16 protein-coding genes and 1 pseudogene are annotated in these 17,766 nt (G+C 58.2%); 11 read left to right on the top strand and 6 right to left on the bottom strand.

The genetic code is table 11. The features are described 5' to 3' along the window. The first annotated feature begins 401 nt into the window (after positions 1-401). Complete coding sequence (locus E1H13_RS17950) at positions 402-1,925, top strand: TolC family protein (protein WP_169615190.1); 1,524 nt, start codon at positions 402-404, stop codon at positions 1,923-1,925. A 431-nt stretch (positions 1,926-2,356) separates the two neighbouring features. Here the strand turns inward: E1H13_RS17950 and E1H13_RS17945 are convergent, their stop codons facing one another. From E1H13_RS17945 to E1H13_RS17935, 3 genes are all read right to left on the bottom strand, one after another. Beyond that, entirely contained in the window at positions 2,357-2,701 is a 345-nt protein-coding gene (locus E1H13_RS17945; protein WP_169615189.1) for a type II toxin-antitoxin system PemK/MazF family toxin, read from the bottom strand. Next, positions 2,701-2,922, bottom strand: a complete 222-nt coding sequence (locus E1H13_RS17940) for a DUF2281 domain-containing protein (protein WP_169615187.1) — start codon at positions 2,920-2,922, stop codon at positions 2,701-2,703. Before E1H13_RS17940 ends, E1H13_RS17945 begins: the two co-directional genes overlap by 1 nt. A gap of 142 nt (positions 2,923-3,064) precedes the next feature. Beyond that, a complete protein-coding gene (locus E1H13_RS17935; protein ID WP_169615185.1) occupies positions 3,065-4,102 on the bottom strand; it encodes a TOBE-like domain-containing protein in 1,038 nt (345 codons plus the stop codon). Positions 4,103-4,411: 309 nt separating this feature from the next. Here E1H13_RS17935 and E1H13_RS17930 point away from each other — a divergent pair, with 309 nt between their 5' ends. The 6 genes from E1H13_RS17930 (at position 4,412) to E1H13_RS17905 (ending at position 11,577) form a co-directional block, all read left to right on the top strand. Further along, on the top strand, positions 4,412-5,479 hold the full coding sequence (locus tag E1H13_RS17930) for a sulfate ABC transporter substrate-binding protein (RefSeq protein ID WP_169615223.1): 1,068 nt from the start codon (positions 4,412-4,414) through the stop codon (positions 5,477-5,479). A 123-nt stretch (positions 5,480-5,602) separates the two neighbouring features. Then, entirely contained in the window at positions 5,603-6,454 is an 852-nt protein-coding gene (gene cysT / locus E1H13_RS17925) for a sulfate ABC transporter permease subunit CysT (RefSeq protein ID WP_169615183.1), read from the top strand. After that, a complete protein-coding gene (gene cysW, locus E1H13_RS17920; protein ID WP_169615181.1) occupies positions 6,444-7,316 on the top strand; it encodes a sulfate ABC transporter permease subunit CysW in 873 nt (290 codons plus the stop codon). Before cysT ends, cysW begins: the two co-directional genes overlap by 11 nt. Positions 7,317-7,342: 26 nt before the next feature. Then, on the top strand, positions 7,343-7,654 hold the full coding sequence (locus E1H13_RS17915; RefSeq protein WP_169615179.1) for an NIL domain-containing protein: 312 nt from the start codon (positions 7,343-7,345) through the stop codon (positions 7,652-7,654). Positions 7,655-8,077: 423 nt separating this feature from the next. Beyond that, positions 8,078-8,749 carry a YIP1 family protein gene (locus E1H13_RS17910; protein WP_169615177.1) on the top strand — a complete coding sequence of 224 codons (672 nt, stop codon included), beginning with the start codon at positions 8,078-8,080 and terminating at the stop codon, positions 8,747-8,749. After that, positions 8,746-11,577 carry a CAAX protease gene (locus tag E1H13_RS17905; RefSeq protein WP_169615175.1) on the top strand — a complete coding sequence of 944 codons (2,832 nt, stop codon included), beginning with the start codon at positions 8,746-8,748 and terminating at the stop codon, positions 11,575-11,577. Before E1H13_RS17910 ends, E1H13_RS17905 begins: the two co-directional genes overlap by 4 nt. A gap of 432 nt (positions 11,578-12,009) precedes the next feature. Here E1H13_RS17905 and E1H13_RS28325 read toward each other — a convergent pair. Next, positions 12,010-12,105 (bottom strand): annotated as a pseudogene (locus E1H13_RS28325) (MarC family protein); the annotation flags it as partial. Positions 12,106-12,331: 226 nt separating this feature from the next. Between E1H13_RS28325 and E1H13_RS17895 the strand changes: the two are divergent. The 4 genes from E1H13_RS17895 to E1H13_RS17880 all read left to right on the top strand — a co-directional run bounded on the left by E1H13_RS17895 (position 12,332) and on the right by E1H13_RS17880 (position 16,118). Beyond that, complete coding sequence (locus tag E1H13_RS17895) at positions 12,332-12,448, top strand: photosystem II reaction center protein I (protein WP_169615173.1); 117 nt, start codon at positions 12,332-12,334, stop codon at positions 12,446-12,448. Between the two features lie 85 nt (positions 12,449-12,533). After that, positions 12,534-14,687: a DUF3769 domain-containing protein gene (locus tag E1H13_RS17890; RefSeq protein ID WP_169615171.1), complete on the top strand. Its 2,154-nt coding sequence runs from the start codon at positions 12,534-12,536 to the stop codon at positions 14,685-14,687. A 147-nt stretch (positions 14,688-14,834) separates the two neighbouring features. Further along, positions 14,835-15,518 carry a hypothetical protein gene (locus E1H13_RS17885; protein WP_169615169.1) on the top strand — a complete coding sequence of 228 codons (684 nt, stop codon included), beginning with the start codon at positions 14,835-14,837 and terminating at the stop codon, positions 15,516-15,518. Between the two features lie 123 nt (positions 15,519-15,641). Next, on the top strand, positions 15,642-16,118 hold the full coding sequence (locus E1H13_RS17880; protein ID WP_169615167.1) for a hypothetical protein: 477 nt from the start codon (positions 15,642-15,644) through the stop codon (positions 16,116-16,118). Between the two features lie 31 nt (positions 16,119-16,149). Here the strand turns inward: E1H13_RS17880 and E1H13_RS17875 are convergent, their stop codons facing one another. Further along, entirely contained in the window at positions 16,150-17,466 is a 1,317-nt protein-coding gene (locus tag E1H13_RS17875) for a glutamate-5-semialdehyde dehydrogenase (RefSeq protein ID WP_169615165.1), read from the bottom strand. Between the two features lie 105 nt (positions 17,467-17,571). Beyond that, positions 17,572-17,766 (bottom strand): IS1 family transposase (locus tag E1H13_RS17870; RefSeq protein ID WP_240966398.1); only part of this gene is annotated, 195 nt, incomplete at its 5' end.

Here is a 17,766-nt window from a genome sequence, read left to right as displayed (position 1 = left end):
GTCACAAATTCTGTCTATCAGAGCCTTAGCAGAGTCTCAGTCTTACCTGCCATAGGGGAGTAAGCTGCTAAACACGAATTAGGTGGCTAAACAATTGGCTCAAGGGACGACCAGAACTCGCCACTCATGGTAAGCTGATGCCTGCTCAGATGCAACATTAGCAGCACCGTTACGAATCTAGGATAGCCAGAGGTCAGCTAACGCTAGTTTGATTAGCGAGCTCGCTTGGGATCATGACCGTATTCCGCTGCCATTTCACCATGAATTCATCTTGCCAGCTTGCGACAGGTGTCGCTCTTGTTACAGTCCTTTCAGGCCTCCCCAGCTATGCCCAGTCACCTCTGCCCCTTTCGCAGCTGACGTCTGAACGGCTGACACCTGAGCGGCTGACGTCTGAGCAGTTGACCTCTGATGTTCTGCCCCTGAGTCCAGAGGCCCCGAGTCCAGAAGAACGTGATCTCCCAATTTCTCCTGAGGCCGCTGAACATGAAGCTGTTGAGGACCGATCGACTCAGTCCCTCACCCTAGACCAGGCTGTGGAGCTGGCGGAACAAAACAGTCGTCTGCTCCAGATTGCCCGCCTCCAGGTGGAGGTGCTCAAAACCATTCAACAGGAGGCCGAATCGACCCTCTTGCCCCGGGTGGTGCTGGGGGCCAACCTTACCTATGAACGGCAAGCCGTGGGCGAGTTTCTTGAGCGCCAGCTCGGCAATGCCCTGGGAGACCTTAGGAACACCATTGACCAGCGGGTAGAAGACCTGGTGCCGCCCCAGTTTCGTCCCCTGGCAGAGCGGGAAATTAACCTGCTCAACAGTTTTGCCGATCGCGCCCTAGCAGACATTATTAATAGGGCGGGGCTGAGCAGCATTGGTCGCTCCGCCAACCTGCCTTTTTCGGCGACGGCGGCGGTAGTCTACGACCCAGATATTTGGGGAGCAAGGGCGGCAGTTGTGCAGGCCGCAGAGCTAGAAGTGCAGACGGGCAAGCTGGAGCTGGAACGCCAGCGGGAGGATCTGCGCCTGTTGATCGCCACTGAATACTACAACCTGCAGGAGGCCGATGCCCTGGTGCGCATTACCGAGGCGGCCCTAGATAATGCTCTGTCGGTGTTGGCCGATGCCCAAGCTCTTCAGTCAGCTGGGGTCGGTACCCAACTGGATGTGCGGCGGACTCAGGTGTTAGTGGCTAATATTCGGCAGGGGCTAGAGGTCGCCCTGACGCTCCAAACTAACTCGCGGCGGCGACTGGTGCAGCGGCTAGGCTTACCGATCACGGCGGATGTGACCGCTGCAGATCCGGTGGCGGTCGCCGGTACCTGGGATCTCTCCCTGGACGAAAGCATCGAAGCCGCCCTGCAAAATCGCCGAGAACTGGATGAACTCCAGCTCCAGCAGGCAGTGAACCGCCGCCAGGAACATCTGGCGCGAGCCGGCAACCGCCCACAGCTCAGCCTATTTGCCAGCTATTCGGTGCTGAATGTGCTCAACGCCCCCTTTAATCCCGGCTTTGCCGATGGCTATGCCGTGGGAGGTACCCTACTGTGGGAATTGTATGACGGCGGGGCAACCCGCTCCAGAGTCGCCCGCACCCAGCTGAATCAAGAGATTTTGGCCAACCGACTCGCAGACGTTGAAAGCGAGATCTGGCTCCAGGTGGAAGAGATTTACAACGACTTACAGGCCACCGCCACCAACATTGAAACCGCAGCCGTTACCGTTTCCGAGGCCGAAGAGGTGTTACGGCAGTCGCGCCTGGGCTTTAATGCTGGGGTCGTCACCCAGCTTGAAGTGACCACCGCCCAAACTAACCTTACAGACGCCGAAACTAGGCTGGTCCGCAGCATTCTTGACTACAACCGTGCCTTGGCGGCTCTACAGCGATCGGTGAACCTGCCTGGGGAACAAGTTGGCAGAGCAGTTCGATAATACACGTCGAAATTCATTCAGCATTAACAGTAGCGATAACGATGGCGCAAGCCATCACAATCCCAGTGAGTTCCCCCAGGGAACCATTCGGCTGCCCTCAGCGGCTGTTTAGGTCAGGGATTGAGCAAAAGTCTTAGCGCTAGCATAATAGCAGTGGTGACATAGATGCGGCGCAGCCAGTGGTTGGGCAGGCGCAGCCCCACCCGCCTACCCAGAAATGCACTGGAGAACATGGCCACCCCCTGCAATAGGCCGAGGCCAAACAGGCACTGTGATTAGCGAGGTGCTGCCGGTCACCATGCTGACGACACTGGTGATTGCGCTGGCAACGCCTGCTAAACAGATCGGACGAGGGGCAGGCTGGTTTTTAGTGGCATCCTATCCAGTCTTTCTCCTGGCTATGGTTTGGCTGTAGCCAGGAGATATGCTATCTATGCCAATATCCAGGTTGCCAACTTCTGTTTGATTCGCGAGAATCGATTTCCTGAGACTTCTCCAGTAGAACCGAGAAAAATAGATCGATTGACCACAGCTAACCGAGTCACCCGAATGACGCTGGCTTGCCTCAATCCGCTAGCATTGAAGTCAGAGTCACTCTCTGCAATGATTTCATTTAGATTTGCAATACACTGCGCCAGGCGGGACGAGATCATGCAAATTAGCCAATCGTCATATTGGCTGGGGCACTGGCGCAACACGAGGGCAGGGCGTAGTTTCCCACGGGTTTGGTCAGTATTGGGAAATGGAAAAAGAACAATTTGCCCTTCTTGAACCATCAAAATGTTTCCTTTAAGTCTGCCGCTGTATATTCAATAGGATCATCTTCAATCCCTTGCATAGCCGACTCCAAGGAAAATGTTGACCAGCTTTCGTCTTCTGATCGCTGGCTCTGTTTACAATGGCGACTTTCCAGAAACTCAACGAAATCCAGCACCTCGCGCTGCTCTTTTGCAGAGAGTGCCGCTAGGTGTTGGAAAATTTGTTCGGCAATGGTCATAGGATTTGGCTGAAGGACTCTATTCCAAAAGTTTAGCCCGTGGAGAGTATTCGCGGCACCGCCATCCTTCGCCCATTCAGGATGGATCCCCTTGGCCACAATGCACTATCCCATCCATTGGCTATTCCACTGTGCCGAATCCTTACGCAGGGGTGGGTAGGGCTCTGGCGCTGTTGTCGAAGCTGCGGATCAGCTTGGCGCGCAGGCAAATGATCTGGCCCTGGTGAATGTCGAGGGCTTTGTACTGCTCGCGGTTGATGTGGGCGGTGATCTCCTGGCCATTATTCTCCAGGGTTAGCTCCAGGCGAATGGTCCAGCCCAGGTGAATGATGTAGTCGATTTTGGCGGGCAGGGTGCCGTCGGCAGGGGTGGCCAAGATGTCAATGTCGTGGGGTCGTAGGAAAACCTGACTGGCGTGGTGGGGCACGTCGCGGTGGTGGGCTTTCCAGGTGTCATCGGGGGAGAGCACGTTGACCGCCCCGATAAAGCTCATCACAAAGGGGGTGGCGGGGTTTTCGTAGATTTCCTCGGGAGTGCCCACCTGCTCAATCTTGCCGTTACTCATCACCACAATTTCGTCAGCAATTTCCATCGCTTCCTCCTGGTCGTGGGTGACGAACACCGTAGTGACATGGACATCATCGTGGAGACGACGCAGCCAGTCGCGCAGATCTTTACGCACCTTGGCGTCGAGGGCACCGAAGGGTTCATCCAGCAGCAACACCTGGGGCTCGATGGCCAGGGAGCGGGCTAGGGCCACCCGCTGGCGCTGGCCACCGGAGAGTTGGGAGGGATAGCGATCGCCCAAATGGCTCAACTGCACCAGCTCCAGCAGGGTATCCACCCGGTTTTTGATCCGTTCTTTGGGCCACTTTTGCAGATCTAGGGCAAAGGCAATGTTTTTGCGCACGGTCAGGTGCTTGAACAAAGCGTAGTGCTGGAACACAAAGCCAATTTGGCGATCTTGCACCGACTTGTAAGTCGCGTCCTGGGCGGAGATGTAGATCCGGCCCGTGTCGGCGTTCTCTAGCCCGGCGATCACCCGCAGCAGGGTGGACTTGCCCGACCCCGACGGCCCCAGCAGCGCCACCAGGGAGCCACTCTTCACCTCCAGGTTGATGGGCTCCAGGGCCTGAAATTCTCCATACCGCTTAGTTACGTTTTCGACTCGAATTCCCACGGGCGTTCTCCCAATACAACTGACACAGCCAGATCCATGCGTGAGACAAACCTACACCAGGCGCATGTGAAGCGCAAGCTTATCTAAATCAAGATTCAAAGTAAACTCCAAAATTGTGCAATTGAATTCAAATTCAATCTCAATTCAACCTGAGAATTTCGTGATACAGTCTGGATGCAAACCTCGAAAACCCTACCGGGATACCGGAGATTAAGGAGCGATACCGTTATGACGTCACCTCGTAAACCCCAGGGCCAGGGTGGCCAAAGCCAGGCCAGTATCCTGTCTCAGCTGCACCGTGGTCTGGGGATGAACGCTGTTTCGCGCCGGTCGGCGCTGCTGTTTGTGGCGGGCCTGGGCCTGGCGGGGGCGATCGCTGCCTGCGGTGGCAATGGCAATCAGGCCACCACGGGCGAAGACGGTCAGGCCGCCCGCTCCGATACCATCGATCTCACCCTGGTCAGCTACGCCGTCACCGAGGCGGCCTACAGCAACATCATTCCGCTGTTCGTGGAGCAGTGGGAAGCAGAAACCGGCCAGACGGTGCGCTTTGACCAGAGCTATGGCGGCTCCGGCAGCCAAACCCGGGCCGTAATCGATGGCCTGGAGGCCGACATCGTCGCCCTGGCGATCCCCGCCGACACCTACCAAATCCAAGATGCGGGCCTGATCGAACCCGGCTGGGAAGCTGAAACCCCCAACGGCGACGGCATTGTCACCTCCTCCGTCGGCGTCATTGTCACCCGGGAGGGCAACCCCAAAAATATTCAAGATTGGGATGACCTGACCCGCGACGACGTTACCTTCGTGACGGCTAACCCAAAGACCTCTGGCGGTGCCCGCTGGAACTACTTAGCCCTGTGGGGCCACATTTCTGAAACCGGCGGCACCGAGGAAGAGGCCAAGGCCTTTGTCACCGACGCCTTTACCAACGTACCAATTCTGCCCAGGGATGCCCGGGAGGCCACCGATGTGTTCTTCACCCAAAACCAGGGGGATGCCCTGATCAACTACGAAAACGAGGTGCTGTTGGCGGCCCAGCAGGGGGACGAGTTGCCCTACGTGATTCCTCAGAACAACATCTACATCGCCAACCCGATCGCGGTAGTAGACACCTACGTCGATCAGCGGGGTACCCGGGAAGCGGCGGAGGCCTTTGTCGCCTTTCTGTTTACCCCCGAAGCCCAGCGGGAGTTTGCCAAGGTGGGCTTCCGCCCGGTAATCCCTGAGGTGCAGCAGGAATTTGCCGATGCGTTTCCAGAGGTGGAGAACCTGTTCACCGCTGAGGACTTTGGCGGTTGGTCTCAAATTAATGCAGACTTCTTCGCCGATGGGGCCATTTTTGACCAGATCCAGGCCGAGGTTGCCCGTCGTTAATTCAGGCTACATCCCCTCCTGGGAGGGGCAGGGGTGGGTCAGCCCCAACTCTGCCAACCCACCTCGCCCTCCGGGCACGCCTCCCAGGAGGGGATCACCCTTGTTCTTACTTTCCCTCGAACCATGACCCTTGCCACCACAGAACTTCCAAGGCCAAACCGGCCCCAAAATGTAATGCAAAAGATCTCTATCCCCTGGATAGTGGTCTTTGCCCATATGTTCATCATTTTGCTGCTGCCGCTGGCGGCGCTCATGCTGCGGGCGATCGTGCTTAACCCGGCAGAGTTTTGGGCCCTGGCCACCACCCCCATCGCCCTCTCCACCTACAACATCACCTTTGGTACGGCTGCCATAGCAGGGCTTGTCAATATGCTGGCGGGCACCCTCACCGCCTGGGTATTGGTGCGCTACCAGTTTCCCGGTAAACGGTTTCTAGACGGCATTGTTGACCTGCCCTTCGCCCTGCCCACGGCGGTAGCGGGGGTCACCCTGGCCACCGTCTACAGCCAAAGCGGTTGGCTGGGGCAGTTTTTCACCCCCTTCGGCATTCAGATTGCCTTTAGCCGGGTTGGGGTGGCGATCGCCATGATTTTTGTCTCCCTGCCCTTTGTGGTCCGCACCGTACAGCCGGTGCTGCAAGAGGTGGAGCCCACCGTCGAAGAGGCGGCCTGGGCCCTGGGAGCCTCCCGGTTCCAGACCTTCTGGAAGGTGATTCTGCCGCCGATCATTCCGGCGATCTTGACCGGCACCGCTCAGGCCTTTGCCCGGGCCGTGGGTGAATTCGGCTCAGTGGTGCTGGTGGCCGCCAACGTTCCCTTCCAGGATTTGATTGCCCCGGTCCTGGTCTTTCAACGACTAGAGCAAGCCGATATTCCAGGGGCCACAGTAACGGGTCTGGTGCTACTGCTGATTTCGCTAATGTTGCTGTTGATCATTAACCTGCTGCAAGCCTGGGGTCGCCGCTATGACGCTTAACTTAGATACCCACGTTCCAGCCGTAGAGCCAGAAATCCGCCCCCAAGCACCCCAGGACTGGGTCAAAATTGGGTTGATTGTCCTGGTGTTTGCTTTCTTTGCCGTAATCTTGATTGTCCCTGTCATCTATGTATTTGTCGGGGCCTTTAGTAACGGCCTGCCGGGCTTTCTGCGCACCCTGTCCAGCCGTGAGTTTCTGAATGCTTTGAAGCTAACCCTGCTGGCGGTGGTGGTGGCGGTGCCATTGAACGTGATTTTTGGCCTCTGTGCCGCCCTGGTGATTGCCCGCAAAAGCTTTCGGGGCCGCACCTTTTTGCTCAGCATCATCGACCTGCCCTTTTCCATCTCCCCCGTCGTTGCCGGTCTGATGTTAGTTTCTCTCTACGGTCGCCAGGGGCTGCTCCACCCGGTGTTACAGACCCTGGATCTACGGATTATTTTCGCCTTTCCCGGCATCGTCCTAGCCACTATTCTGGGCGGCATGCCCTTTGTGGCTCGGGAAGTGATTCCAGTGCTAGAGGAAATTGGCGATGAGGAAGAGGAGGCTGCCCGCACCCTGGGGGCCAACGGTTGGCAGACCTTTTGGCGGGTCACCCTACCCTCCATTCGTTGGGCACTGACCTACGGCATTATTCTCACCACCGCCCGGGCCATGGGCGAGTTTGGCTCCATCGCCATCGTCTCCAGTAACCTGATTGGCCGCACCCAGACCCTCACCCTGTTTGTCGATAGCTCCTACCGCAACTACGACTCCCAGGGAGCCTTTGCTACGGCAGTGGTGCTGGCTGGCCTGGCCGCCCTCACCCTGGTGATCAAGCAGGTGCTGGAGCATTTCTACAGCCAGCGCTACAAGGCGAAATAGTCCTGTCAATTTGGAGATTTATCCCCATGGCGTCTGTATCCCCTGACTATGGCCTGGAGGCCCTGCACCGCGAAGACCCGGCCAGCCTGGTGCAAACCCAGGTCAAAATCCGCATTCCCAAGGCGAGGCACCCCGACCCGGTGATCTCTAACCTGATCAACCGCTACGGCCTCAAGGTGAACATTCTCGGTGCTCTGCTGGGGGCCAACGGCCAGGAGGACGGCTGGTTTGACCTGGCGATCGAGGGCCGCGCCGCCACTATTTACGAGGCGCTGCTGGACCTGGTGGAACTGGACGCCGACCTGTGGTTCAACATCGACGCCACAGACGGTTACTGAAGCACTCAAGTATGTTTTTAGCGGCAAGGAATACAAAATCCAGGGGTCAGAAGTCAGCAGTTGGCAGTTAGATTAAAAGCATTGGTCTAAGTTTTGCGATCGCGTATGTCTACCGTGGGTTGACCCCTGCCCCCGATTTCCAACAGGCAAAACCGTAGGGGCGAATTGCATTTGCCCAGGGGACTTGGGGGTAGCCAAGCAGGAGTTGGTATCAGGAGATCCCATGGACAGGGCAATCAGTGGCGTTGCGTTTGAATTTTCGTAATCGACAAATTGGTTGAATAGGCTTATCGTAAACTCTGACTTTATTGCCTGGGCCAGTTGACACTCGCCCTAAGCCTTACTCTATCGCCGCCAAAGCCTGGAAAATAAAGCCTGGAAAATCCAGCTATTGGTGTCCATTCCACGACGGAGATCGCTCCTATGCCTGAGCTCATGACAGCGGGGCTGGATCAGTTTTGGCCCCTGGTGCGGGGGGCCACTGCCCTCAACCCCGACGCCTTTCGGACGATTGAAGACCATGGCGGCGGCACCCTGTTAGCGATCACAGTGATGTTGCTGGCCGGGTTTTCCCAGAGCCTGGGCCAGGGAATTGTGCTGTTTTTGAACCAGGTGAAGCCGATTCGGTTTGTGCTCAGCCTGGGCATTGCGGCCATTTTGTTTGTGGTGAGCGCCGCCTTTTGGGTGTTGAGCGTGTGGGCAGTGAGTCGCCTGCTGTATGGGGCTGATGTTTCCTTTTTGAAGGTGCTCCGAGTGCTGGGGCTGGCCTATGCCCCCCTGCTGTGGAGCTTTTTGGTGGCCATTCCCTACCTGGGGGTGCCGATCCAGGTGGTGCTGTCGATCTGGAGTCTGCTGGCCTTTGTGCAGGGGTTTAACGTGGTGACGGAGCTCGATCGCTGGCAGGTGCTGGGCAGCGCCGTCCTCGGCTGGGTGGTCTTTCAAATCTTGCAGCGGACCATTGGCCGCCCGGCGATCGCCCTGGGGCAGCGGCTCTCCAACACCGTGGCTGGGGCCACCCTGGTGACCAACCTACGCCAGCTGGAGCAGACCGTGCAGAGCGGCTTTACCAAACCTGCTGAAGAGGAAACAAGATGATGCACGCGGTTTGGCAGAACGGGCTGGGGGCCGTGGGGGAGGGAGTCGGACGGCTGCTCCTGCTGGCCCTGGTCGGAGGGATAGAGCATGCCACCGAGCGAGTCGTTGTCGATCTGCTGCTGATCGGCCTGGGGGCGCTAGTGGTCGCCGCCCTGCTCAGTCCCCTGGAGACCCTGGGTTGGTGGGCCGGGTGGTACGGCGATCCGGTCGATCTCGAGGGGCCGCCGGGCACCACCGAGGAGCCCGTAACCGGAAAACAACCCAGCCGCTACGTCGTCTATCTCGACGGCATCGGCCAGGTTAAGTCCACCTATGCCCCGGAGGCGGAACAGTTTCTCAGCGAGCTGGGGCAGGCCCTGCCCGACATGGTGATCGTGCGGGGCATCATGTCCTACTCGGTGCTGAACAAAGCCCTGGTGGCCGACCGGCCCACGTCCGCTTTCTGGCGGCTGGTGGACTGGCTGCGCACGAAGCGCTTTTTTGCCATCCTGGGCATGTTGATCAACATTCGCAATCTGCTGATGGTGGTAGTGTCGGCGGACACCCGCTACGGCCCCGTCTACAACCGGGGCATGGCCCAGCTGATCTACAAAGGGCTGATCGACGAGGGCTATCGGCCCGGCAGTGGGGTGCCGGTCACCCTGCTGGGCTTTAGCGGCGGCGGCGAAATCTCCATGGGGGCGGCCCCGCTGCTGCAACCGGCCCTGGATGCGCCCCTTGACATCATTTCCCTGGCGGGAGTCTTCTGCGGGCACAACAACATTCTCAGCCTGGGCCACATCTACCACCTGGTGGGCGACAAAGACCCGGTGGAGCGCACCGGGCCGGTGCTGTTTCCCAAGCGCTGGCGGGTGATGGCCCTCTCCTACTGGAACCGGGCCAAAAAGCGGGGCCAGGTGACGTTTATTTCCCTGGGGCCGGTGGGGCACCAGACGCCGGGGGGTGTGCTCGACCCCAACCAGCGCCTGCCGGACGGGCGCACTCACCTGCAGCAGACGGTGGACTGGGTGACGGGCATTTTGCAGGAGCGGCTGCCGCTGCAACGGCCTAGCATCGCCCCCAGCCCCAGCAGCTACAGCCTGGCCCAGCAGGGGGCGGTCAATCGACCCGAGACCTATCCCCTGAATCAGGGATATCCCGAAGGCGACGCCGTCCACTATCGCCCCATCGCCCCCTGGATGGGGCGGCTGATCTTGCCCACCCCCGAGCAGCGACAACCCCAGGACGGGGTCTGGTTCGAGGTGCACCACGCCACCGATGATTACTCCCAACTGGTGGGGCAGCGGGTCTGGCTGAGCTGGCAGAATACCCCCTGGGTGCGTCAGTACCTGGGCCTGGTGACCCGGGATCTGCACTTCAGTGCCGACGCCGAGTACAGCCACCGCCAGGGCAAGGTGCTGCCCAAACGGCTGAATGGCTGGCGGCGGGTGGGGCCGCTGGAGTCGCTGGCCGGGGCCAGACCGACAGACAATGTAATTGCCATGCTGAACGGCCTGGTGCAGGTGGAGTCGCGGCCCGAGGGGGTGCAGATCTTGATCGACCAAGACCCGGCCCAAATCAGCGGTCGGTTCTATGCGATCGCCCAGTTCGTTGCCCCTAGCCAGACCACCCCCGAGGGCGCCCTCTACCGCATCCGCCACTTCAACCGTGCCAGTCGCCAGTTCGATGGCCCCGAGGCCGCCGTGTGGGTGCCCCAGGTGGTGCCCAACATCAACGGACTGCGCCCCTCCAGCGATCAAGACCTGGAGCGATCGCCCTGTAACCGCGAGGGCTGGTACCTCTACGGTGCCCCCGACTCCAGCGGGCGGTTTGTGGTGCAGGCCCTGGCCCCCCGCGCCCTGTTTGCCCTCACCCCCGATCGCGAGATCGTCGGCAAAACCGCCAGCCGCCGCTACCTCAAACAGAAGTCCTGGGCGGTGGAGGGCACCAAAGGCAAGATCAGTTCGGTGCTGTTGCGGGCTAGCGAAAAGGCAGCACCCACCTTTCACCGGGGCGATCGACTGCTGCTCAACCACGTCTACGGCGGCGTCGGCGGCCAAATGACCGAGCCAGCGGCGCGGGGGCCGGTCTACTTTGGCCACTTTGCCTACGGCCTGGCGGAGGTGGTGCAGGAGCCCCTGAGCGGCGACCTGCGACTGGAGATCCAGTACTTTCAGGTCTATACCCAAAACGGCGACGGGCTGATTGCCTGCCGCCACCACTGGTCAAACTACATGGGCGATCGCCAGTTTGGCTGGCTCAACCTGCGGCCGGTGCGCGACGTCATGATCAAGCTCGACGCCTTCACCATGTCGTACACCATCGACGGCGTCACTTTCCATCCCCTGGAGCGACTGCTGCACCAGCTCCAGATCATGATGGCCCGTTACCGCACCGGCGACGGCAGCGGCATCACCTACGTCGGCCCCGCCAACAACTGTGCCCAGGACTCCAACCAGGCGCTCTACGCTGCCCTCCAGCAGCTCAATCGGGCCGCCGCCACCATGGCCGACCCGGTTGCCTGGCTCCAGGCCCACCCCGACCAGGCGGCCCAGGCCCAGCAGCTGCGGCAGATTGGCCAATCGCTGAAGCGCGATTTGCTGCCCTGGGGCACCGCCCGCGCCGACTGGCAGCACCACGAGACCGTGTTGGGCAGCAGTCTTGAAGACGACCCCCTCAAGCAGCTGGCTACGGCCCTGGTGAGCTGGCGCACGGTGTTGCCCCGGGTCGCCAGCGATACGGTGATCACGTCCTTTCTCCAGCGGGGGGCTACTGTGCTGGTGCTGCGCACTACCCAGGTGGGCGGCACTGTCCCCGAGATTGAACCAATTGCCCCGCTGGGGTTCTAGAACGCCGGTTCAGATCCCAGCAGTTGACTAACGGCGGTGCCCTTCGATAGAGCAGGAAGAAACCCGGTGACGGCGGTTCCTGGGGTTGGTGGGCAAAGCCCACCCTACGATCGGAGCCCTGTTTCTTAGGAGGGTTCTCTGCCTGGATGCCCCAAAAGTCGTAACCAATCAGCCCAAGAACCCTGGGATCTTGACATACTGTACCGATGCTCTAGCCATGGCCCAGATCAACGCTCCCCTGTTCACCCGGCGGGTCATCCAGTGGCTGCCTGGCGCCTGGCCCCTGCCCCTGCTGCTGCTCACCTGGCTGCCGCCAGGCCTTAGGGCCAATGTGCGCACCGCCCTGCCCCGCAGTTTTCAAAACTACTTCATTGGTGAGGGGGCCTCAACCTGGGCCTGCGGGTGCTGCTGGTCGGCGGCACAATCGCCGGTGTGGAGAATGACATTGGCGATCGCTCCTGGGCCAACCAAAAGGGACATAGCCAGAGGAATCACGATCTTTTTGTAGATTGACTCCGCTTCCCGCAGGCTGCTTCCCTACGGGGGGGGCTGGCTACCCCTGATCCAGGGCTGCTTGCAGTATCGGGGATTTCTCAGATGGGAACCATTCGGCTGCCCTCAGCGACTGTATGGGTGGGGGTTAACGTCGGATTGACCGGGGTTGACCTGCTAGCAGCATTAGATCGGGGATCGTTTGACGATATGATGGACATTAACTTATACCCATGCTGGCTAGCAGTTCGGAGATATAACTATGCTGACTCTCAAAATCGTAGTTTACCTGGTGGTAACCTTCTTTGTGGCCCTCTTTATCTTTGGGTTCCTCAATGGTGACCCCTCTCGTAACCCCGGGCGGCAAGATATGGACTAAGCAATTGCTGTGGCAATTCGCTCTGCATCTGTAGCCTTAAAGCCCGCTTGTCGGGCTTTGTTTTTTGTGGTCGATTTTCTGACTTATGCCCTTGCTGCCTACCCCGCCGGAACTGCCCCCAGTTGTTCAAGCCACGGAGGTCTACCGCGATGGCACAGCCAATGGTGCAGTACCTCAGCCATTTGCCTTAGACGATCAGTCCTGGCAGCAGGGGGAGGCGACTGGGCATACCTATCCCCTACTCGACCAGCTCCTGAGGGGTGACGACGACGGGCTGCCCCTCGCCCAGGGGGTGAACGCAGCGCCTGAGGTGAGGTTAGACCAGACAGACACCGAGTTAGACGAGACAGACACCCTGCCCCTGGAGCACGAGGCTGACCAGGCCCCCCCCCTAGAGGTGGAAGCGGTGTCTGAGCTACTGCTCAGGGCCGACCGCCAGGTTTATGATCCAGAGCAGCAGACGGTGATTGCCACCGGCAACGTTCTGGTGCAGTTTGGTAATGCTCAGGTCCTTGCAGAACGCTTGTGGATTAATTTAATCGATCGTTATGCCCGGGCCGAAGGCAATGTCTTCTTTAGCCGCAATGACCAGGTGATTGAAGGGGATGTTGTCACCTATAACCTGTTGCAGGGGGCAGGCACTATCCACAATGCCCGGGGTGAACTGCAGCTCGCTACCTTGGCGGAAGATTTTTCTACCACCTTTCCCAATGATCTGGTATCCGGTACGGTGCCTGTGGATCCGCAACGGCCGACACCGGGGTCCATTTCTGGGGTGACCAGTCCTGGGGGCGTCGGGTTTGCCACCGATCCAGATCAGGACTTATTTGGGGCTGAAAGAGGAACTGTCCGACGTTTGCGGTTTGAAAGCGATCGCGTTACCTTCGACGCCAGTGGCTGGTATGCAGATAATCTACGCCTGACCAATGACCCCTTTTCGCCGCCCGAGATAGAGTGGCGCAGCAACCGGGTCAGCTTTGTGCCCTTGAATGAAGACGAAGACGAACTAGTGGCGGAAAATTCCAGGGTAGTTTTCGATCAGGGGTTGAGTCTTCCGCTCTGGCGTAATCGATTTATTTTGCAGCGCGGAGCCCTGCCGCCCGATGCCTTTAACCCGCTACCCACAGGAATTGGAATTGATGGACGCGATCGCGGTGGTCTGTTCATCGAGCGAGAATTTTCGCTCCCTGGCACTGGGCCTTTGCAGTTCACGGTAGCCCCCCAGGTTTACCTTTCTCGCTGGTTGGATGAGTCCAACTTTAATTTGACCGATCCTGCCAATTTTGGCGTCGTGGCCCGGCTCAACGGCCCCTTGGGGCCAAGAACATCCGTTAATGGCTTTTTTGGCCTGTCAGGCCTGGACCTGGCTAATTTTGATGACCGCCTGCGGGCCAGCTTTCGCACCCAACAGTTAATTGGTACCCATCGCCTAAGTTTGGAATATAGCTATCGCGATCGCCTGTTTAATGGCTCCCTAGGATTCCAGGACGTGCAAAACAGCGTTGGTCTGCTATTCGAGTCCCCTAACATTACCCTGGGCGATACTCAAATTAACCTGCGCTATCAACTATCTGGCCAGTATGTGACCGCAAATAGCGATCAACCTGATCTGATCGGTGCAGGGGGCTCTACCGGTCTGGCTAGTTTGTTCCGGTTTCAGGGGGCGGTTGACCTGAGCCGGAGCTTTCTGCTGTGGCAGGGACAACCCTTACCCAGTACCCCTACCGAAGGGCTACGCTACTCTCCCAGGCCCCTAACCCCTTCCCTAAGACTGTCGGCTGGCCTGAGGGGAGTAGCTACTTACTACACCAGCGACGACCTACAAGAGATTTTAGAAGCCAGGGTGTCTCTGTCTGGCCAGGTCGGGTATCTGCGGCGTAATACCTTTGACTATACGGCCTTCAATATCGGCTTTGCTAAGAGTATTATTGCGGGTGACACTTCCCCATTTCTGTTTGATCGAATTGTTGATCAAAACATCTTGTCTGGGGGAATTGTGCAGCAGATTTATGGTCCATTTTTAGCGGGTTTTCAAACCTCCCTTAATGTCGATAACGGCCGAATTATTGACACCAACTTGATTTTTGAATACCGGCGTCGAGCCTATGGGGTGCAATTGCGCTACAGTCCCCAGCAAAACACTGGTTTTATTGGATTTCGGATTAGCGACTTTAACTGGACAGGGCGGACAGCCCCCTTTGACGGTCCCTTCGATGCTGGTGATGCTGTGGTGCAGTAAGTTTAGCCTTACGTCTACGCCGAGTAACGCTGCCCCCATAATCGTAATGATCCTTACGGATGGCATCGCCTGTCTTGTCGTAGGATTAAACTGGAAGGTAGGCTATTTCTTTTCCTGGCTAATGTAGGTTGCAAAACCCAGTATGTTATGACGAATCCCACCCAATCTCCAGATGTGGCTCACTTCTATCAACTGCTGAGTGACTTTAGCTTTGATACTGAGACCTACCCCGCTGAAGCGATGGTTGCGGCTTGGCTGCAACAGTACGAAACTATCTGGATTAGCCATGCCATTACCGAGGCGCTCTATCAAGGGCGCTACAAACTGATTTCGGTCGACCAAATCTTGCAACTGTGGCAACGGCGAGGGCATCCTATTCGTCACTTTAATCGAGAATTTGAGTCAATTATCCTAGGCCAAACCCTGTTGTGTCCTTCTGGGTATGGGGAAATGCCTCCGCTTCAGGCACAGATGCCCACGACTGACGCTCCACAGGGAGACTCTCCGCCATCTAGAGAGCCGTCGCTAACCTCCGGTGCGGGTGCACCGCAGGGCGAGCAGGTGGCATCCCAGGCCGCTGCATCCGCTGGTGATGTAGCGGGTAACGTAGTCGATCAGGAGGGTGAAGAGCGTCATGGGGCTCCGAATCAGGCTACCGACATGACTAAGACGGCCTCGACCGATGCAACAGTGCCTAATTTTCGCCCGTTGAGCCCTGATTCGTCTGCGTGGACGCAGACTGAAGTGATTCAGCCATTCGTTCCTGCTTTGGAGGTGTCAGGGTTACATCAGCGGCTTAAGGCCGTGGTGCAGGGTGGCCTGCGATCTTAGGCCTGTGGTCTGAGGACATTGTTGAGATCATTATCCTGAGGTCAGCATCATTGCGATCGGTAACAACGGCTTGAGCCAGGGCAAATTTGCGGCTATGATACCTATAGTACACATGAACTAAAGATGGTTCAATATACGTTAGCTCAAAGCCCCGATGTGGTGCTGACTGTACCCGGCAAAGACTCTAAAAAAGCCCGTGAGCAGGCAATGGATCAACTCATCGCCATGCTAGACGACGGGCAATTGGCCACATCCCTGGCTGACGGCTTTAGCGGCGAGCAGTTGGTGGAAGTACAGCCGCCGCCATCCTCAGCCACGGTACAGCAGCAGGAGGATGCTGTGGTGCAGGCGATTCAAGTGTTGAATCAGCTCGCTACCCTGAAGCTGAAGGTGCAAACCTCCCGAGCAGAGGCTCTGCGAGTGCGATCGCTGGTGGACTTACTGTTTACCGATGACCCCATCAGCGACACTGAACTCACAGACCTGAAAGATGGCTTCAAGGTTCTGAAGTCCTTTGCCCAGAGCAATTTTCGCTTTCGGGAAGCCAGGAGCCAGGCAGAGTCGGCCCGGCGGGTGCTAGACGATGCCCTGGGAGAATGATGCCCTGGGGTTGAGCCATGTTTCGCCTGGCTCACAAGTCTTTGTGGGTAAAGGGCTTGGCATCGGGGCCGCTGTAGGTGGCGGAAATGTGGCCGTTGCCGACCACCTGGTATTTATAGGTGACCAGTCCCTCCAGACCCACAGGGCCACGGGGGGGCATTTTTTGGGTGCTGATGCCCACTTCGGCCCCAAAGCCATAGCGGAACCCATCGGCAAAACGAGTGGAGCAATTGTGATATACCCCGGCGGCATCCACCCGATCCATAAACAGAGCGGCGGTCGCCGGGTTCTCGGTGACGATCGCATCGGTGTGGCGCGACCCATAGGTGTTGATGTGGGCGATCGCTGCCTCCACTGACTCGACCACCTTGATGGCCAGGATCAGATCGCTATACTCCGTGGCCCAATCCTCAGCGGTGGTTGGTGCTATCTCTGGCAGCCACTGCCGTGTCTGCTCATCTCCTTTAAGCTGCACCTGGGCTGCCTGCAACGCCTGGGCCAATTGGGGTAAGCCTGGGGCGGCGATGTCCTGATGGATCAGTAAGGTCTCGATCGCATTGCAGGCAGATGGGTAGGCCGCCTTGGCGTCGACCGCAATAGTGGCGGCTTGGGCTAAGTTAGCCTCGACATCCACATACAAGTGACAAATACCATCGGCATGGCCCAGCACGGGAATGCGGGTATTTTCTTGCACAAACCGAACAAAGACGTTGGATCCTCGGGGAATAATCAAATCCACATAGTCGTCCAGGGCCAGCAGGGCCTGGGTTTCTTCCCGGGTGGTTAGTAGTTCCACAGCGGCGGGGTCCAGACCTGCTTGGGTCAACCCCTGCTTGATGGCGTTGACTAAGGCCGTGCAAGATCGAACCGCTTCTTTGCCCCCTTTGAGGATGACCCCGTTGCCCGATTTCACTGCCAGGGAGGAAATCTGCATCACCGCATCGGGGCGAGATTCAAAAATCACCCCCAATACCCCCAGCGGTACGGTCACCCGCTTTAGCACCAACCCCTTGTCGAGCTCCCGATGAATTTGTACCGTACCAACGGGGTCGGGCAGCTTGGCTACGTCACGGACTCCGGCGATCGCCCCTTGCAGCTTCACCGCATCCAGCTTTAGTCGACCGTATAGGGGTTTGGCTAGGTTATCGGCCAGGGCGGCGTCACAGTCTGCCTGGTTAGCGGCTAAAATCTCATCGGCATTAGCCGCTAAAGCGGCTGCGATCGCCTCAATGGCCTGGTTTTTGGCCGCAGTAGACAGGCTGGCCAGGGCCTGGGCGGCCCGTTGAGTGCCCTGGGCAACCGCCACCAGAGATTGTTGGCTAGCTGAGGGAGAAGAGGAAACGGTCATGGTAAAGTTCGACGAACCGGCATTGATCCAGTTTACCGCCTCCCCATCACCCACTCGGAAAAGGGAAGAACGAAGAGGGAAGAGTTCAAAATTCGGTAGTGAATTTTAGTGCAGGCCAGAGGAAAAGACCGGATGACCTTGCTTGGCCAACTTCTCTCTGATGCAGCGATTGTAGTCATGGATGAATAGCCAGATGGCCCCAATGTGGTTCTCGAGCTTTTTAGAGAACGACAGGGTCTTTCTCACCAGTCGCGCCACCCGCTGCCTCAACGTGTTGTTCAAACGCTCGATGTAACTGGT

Source organism: Nodosilinea sp. P-1105 (genome assembly GCF_012911975.1).
Classification (GTDB): domain Bacteria; phylum Cyanobacteriota; class Cyanobacteriia; order Phormidesmidales; family Phormidesmidaceae; genus Nodosilinea.
Note: the sequence above shows the minus strand (reverse complement) of the source record. Positions and strands in the feature narration are given on the sequence as shown.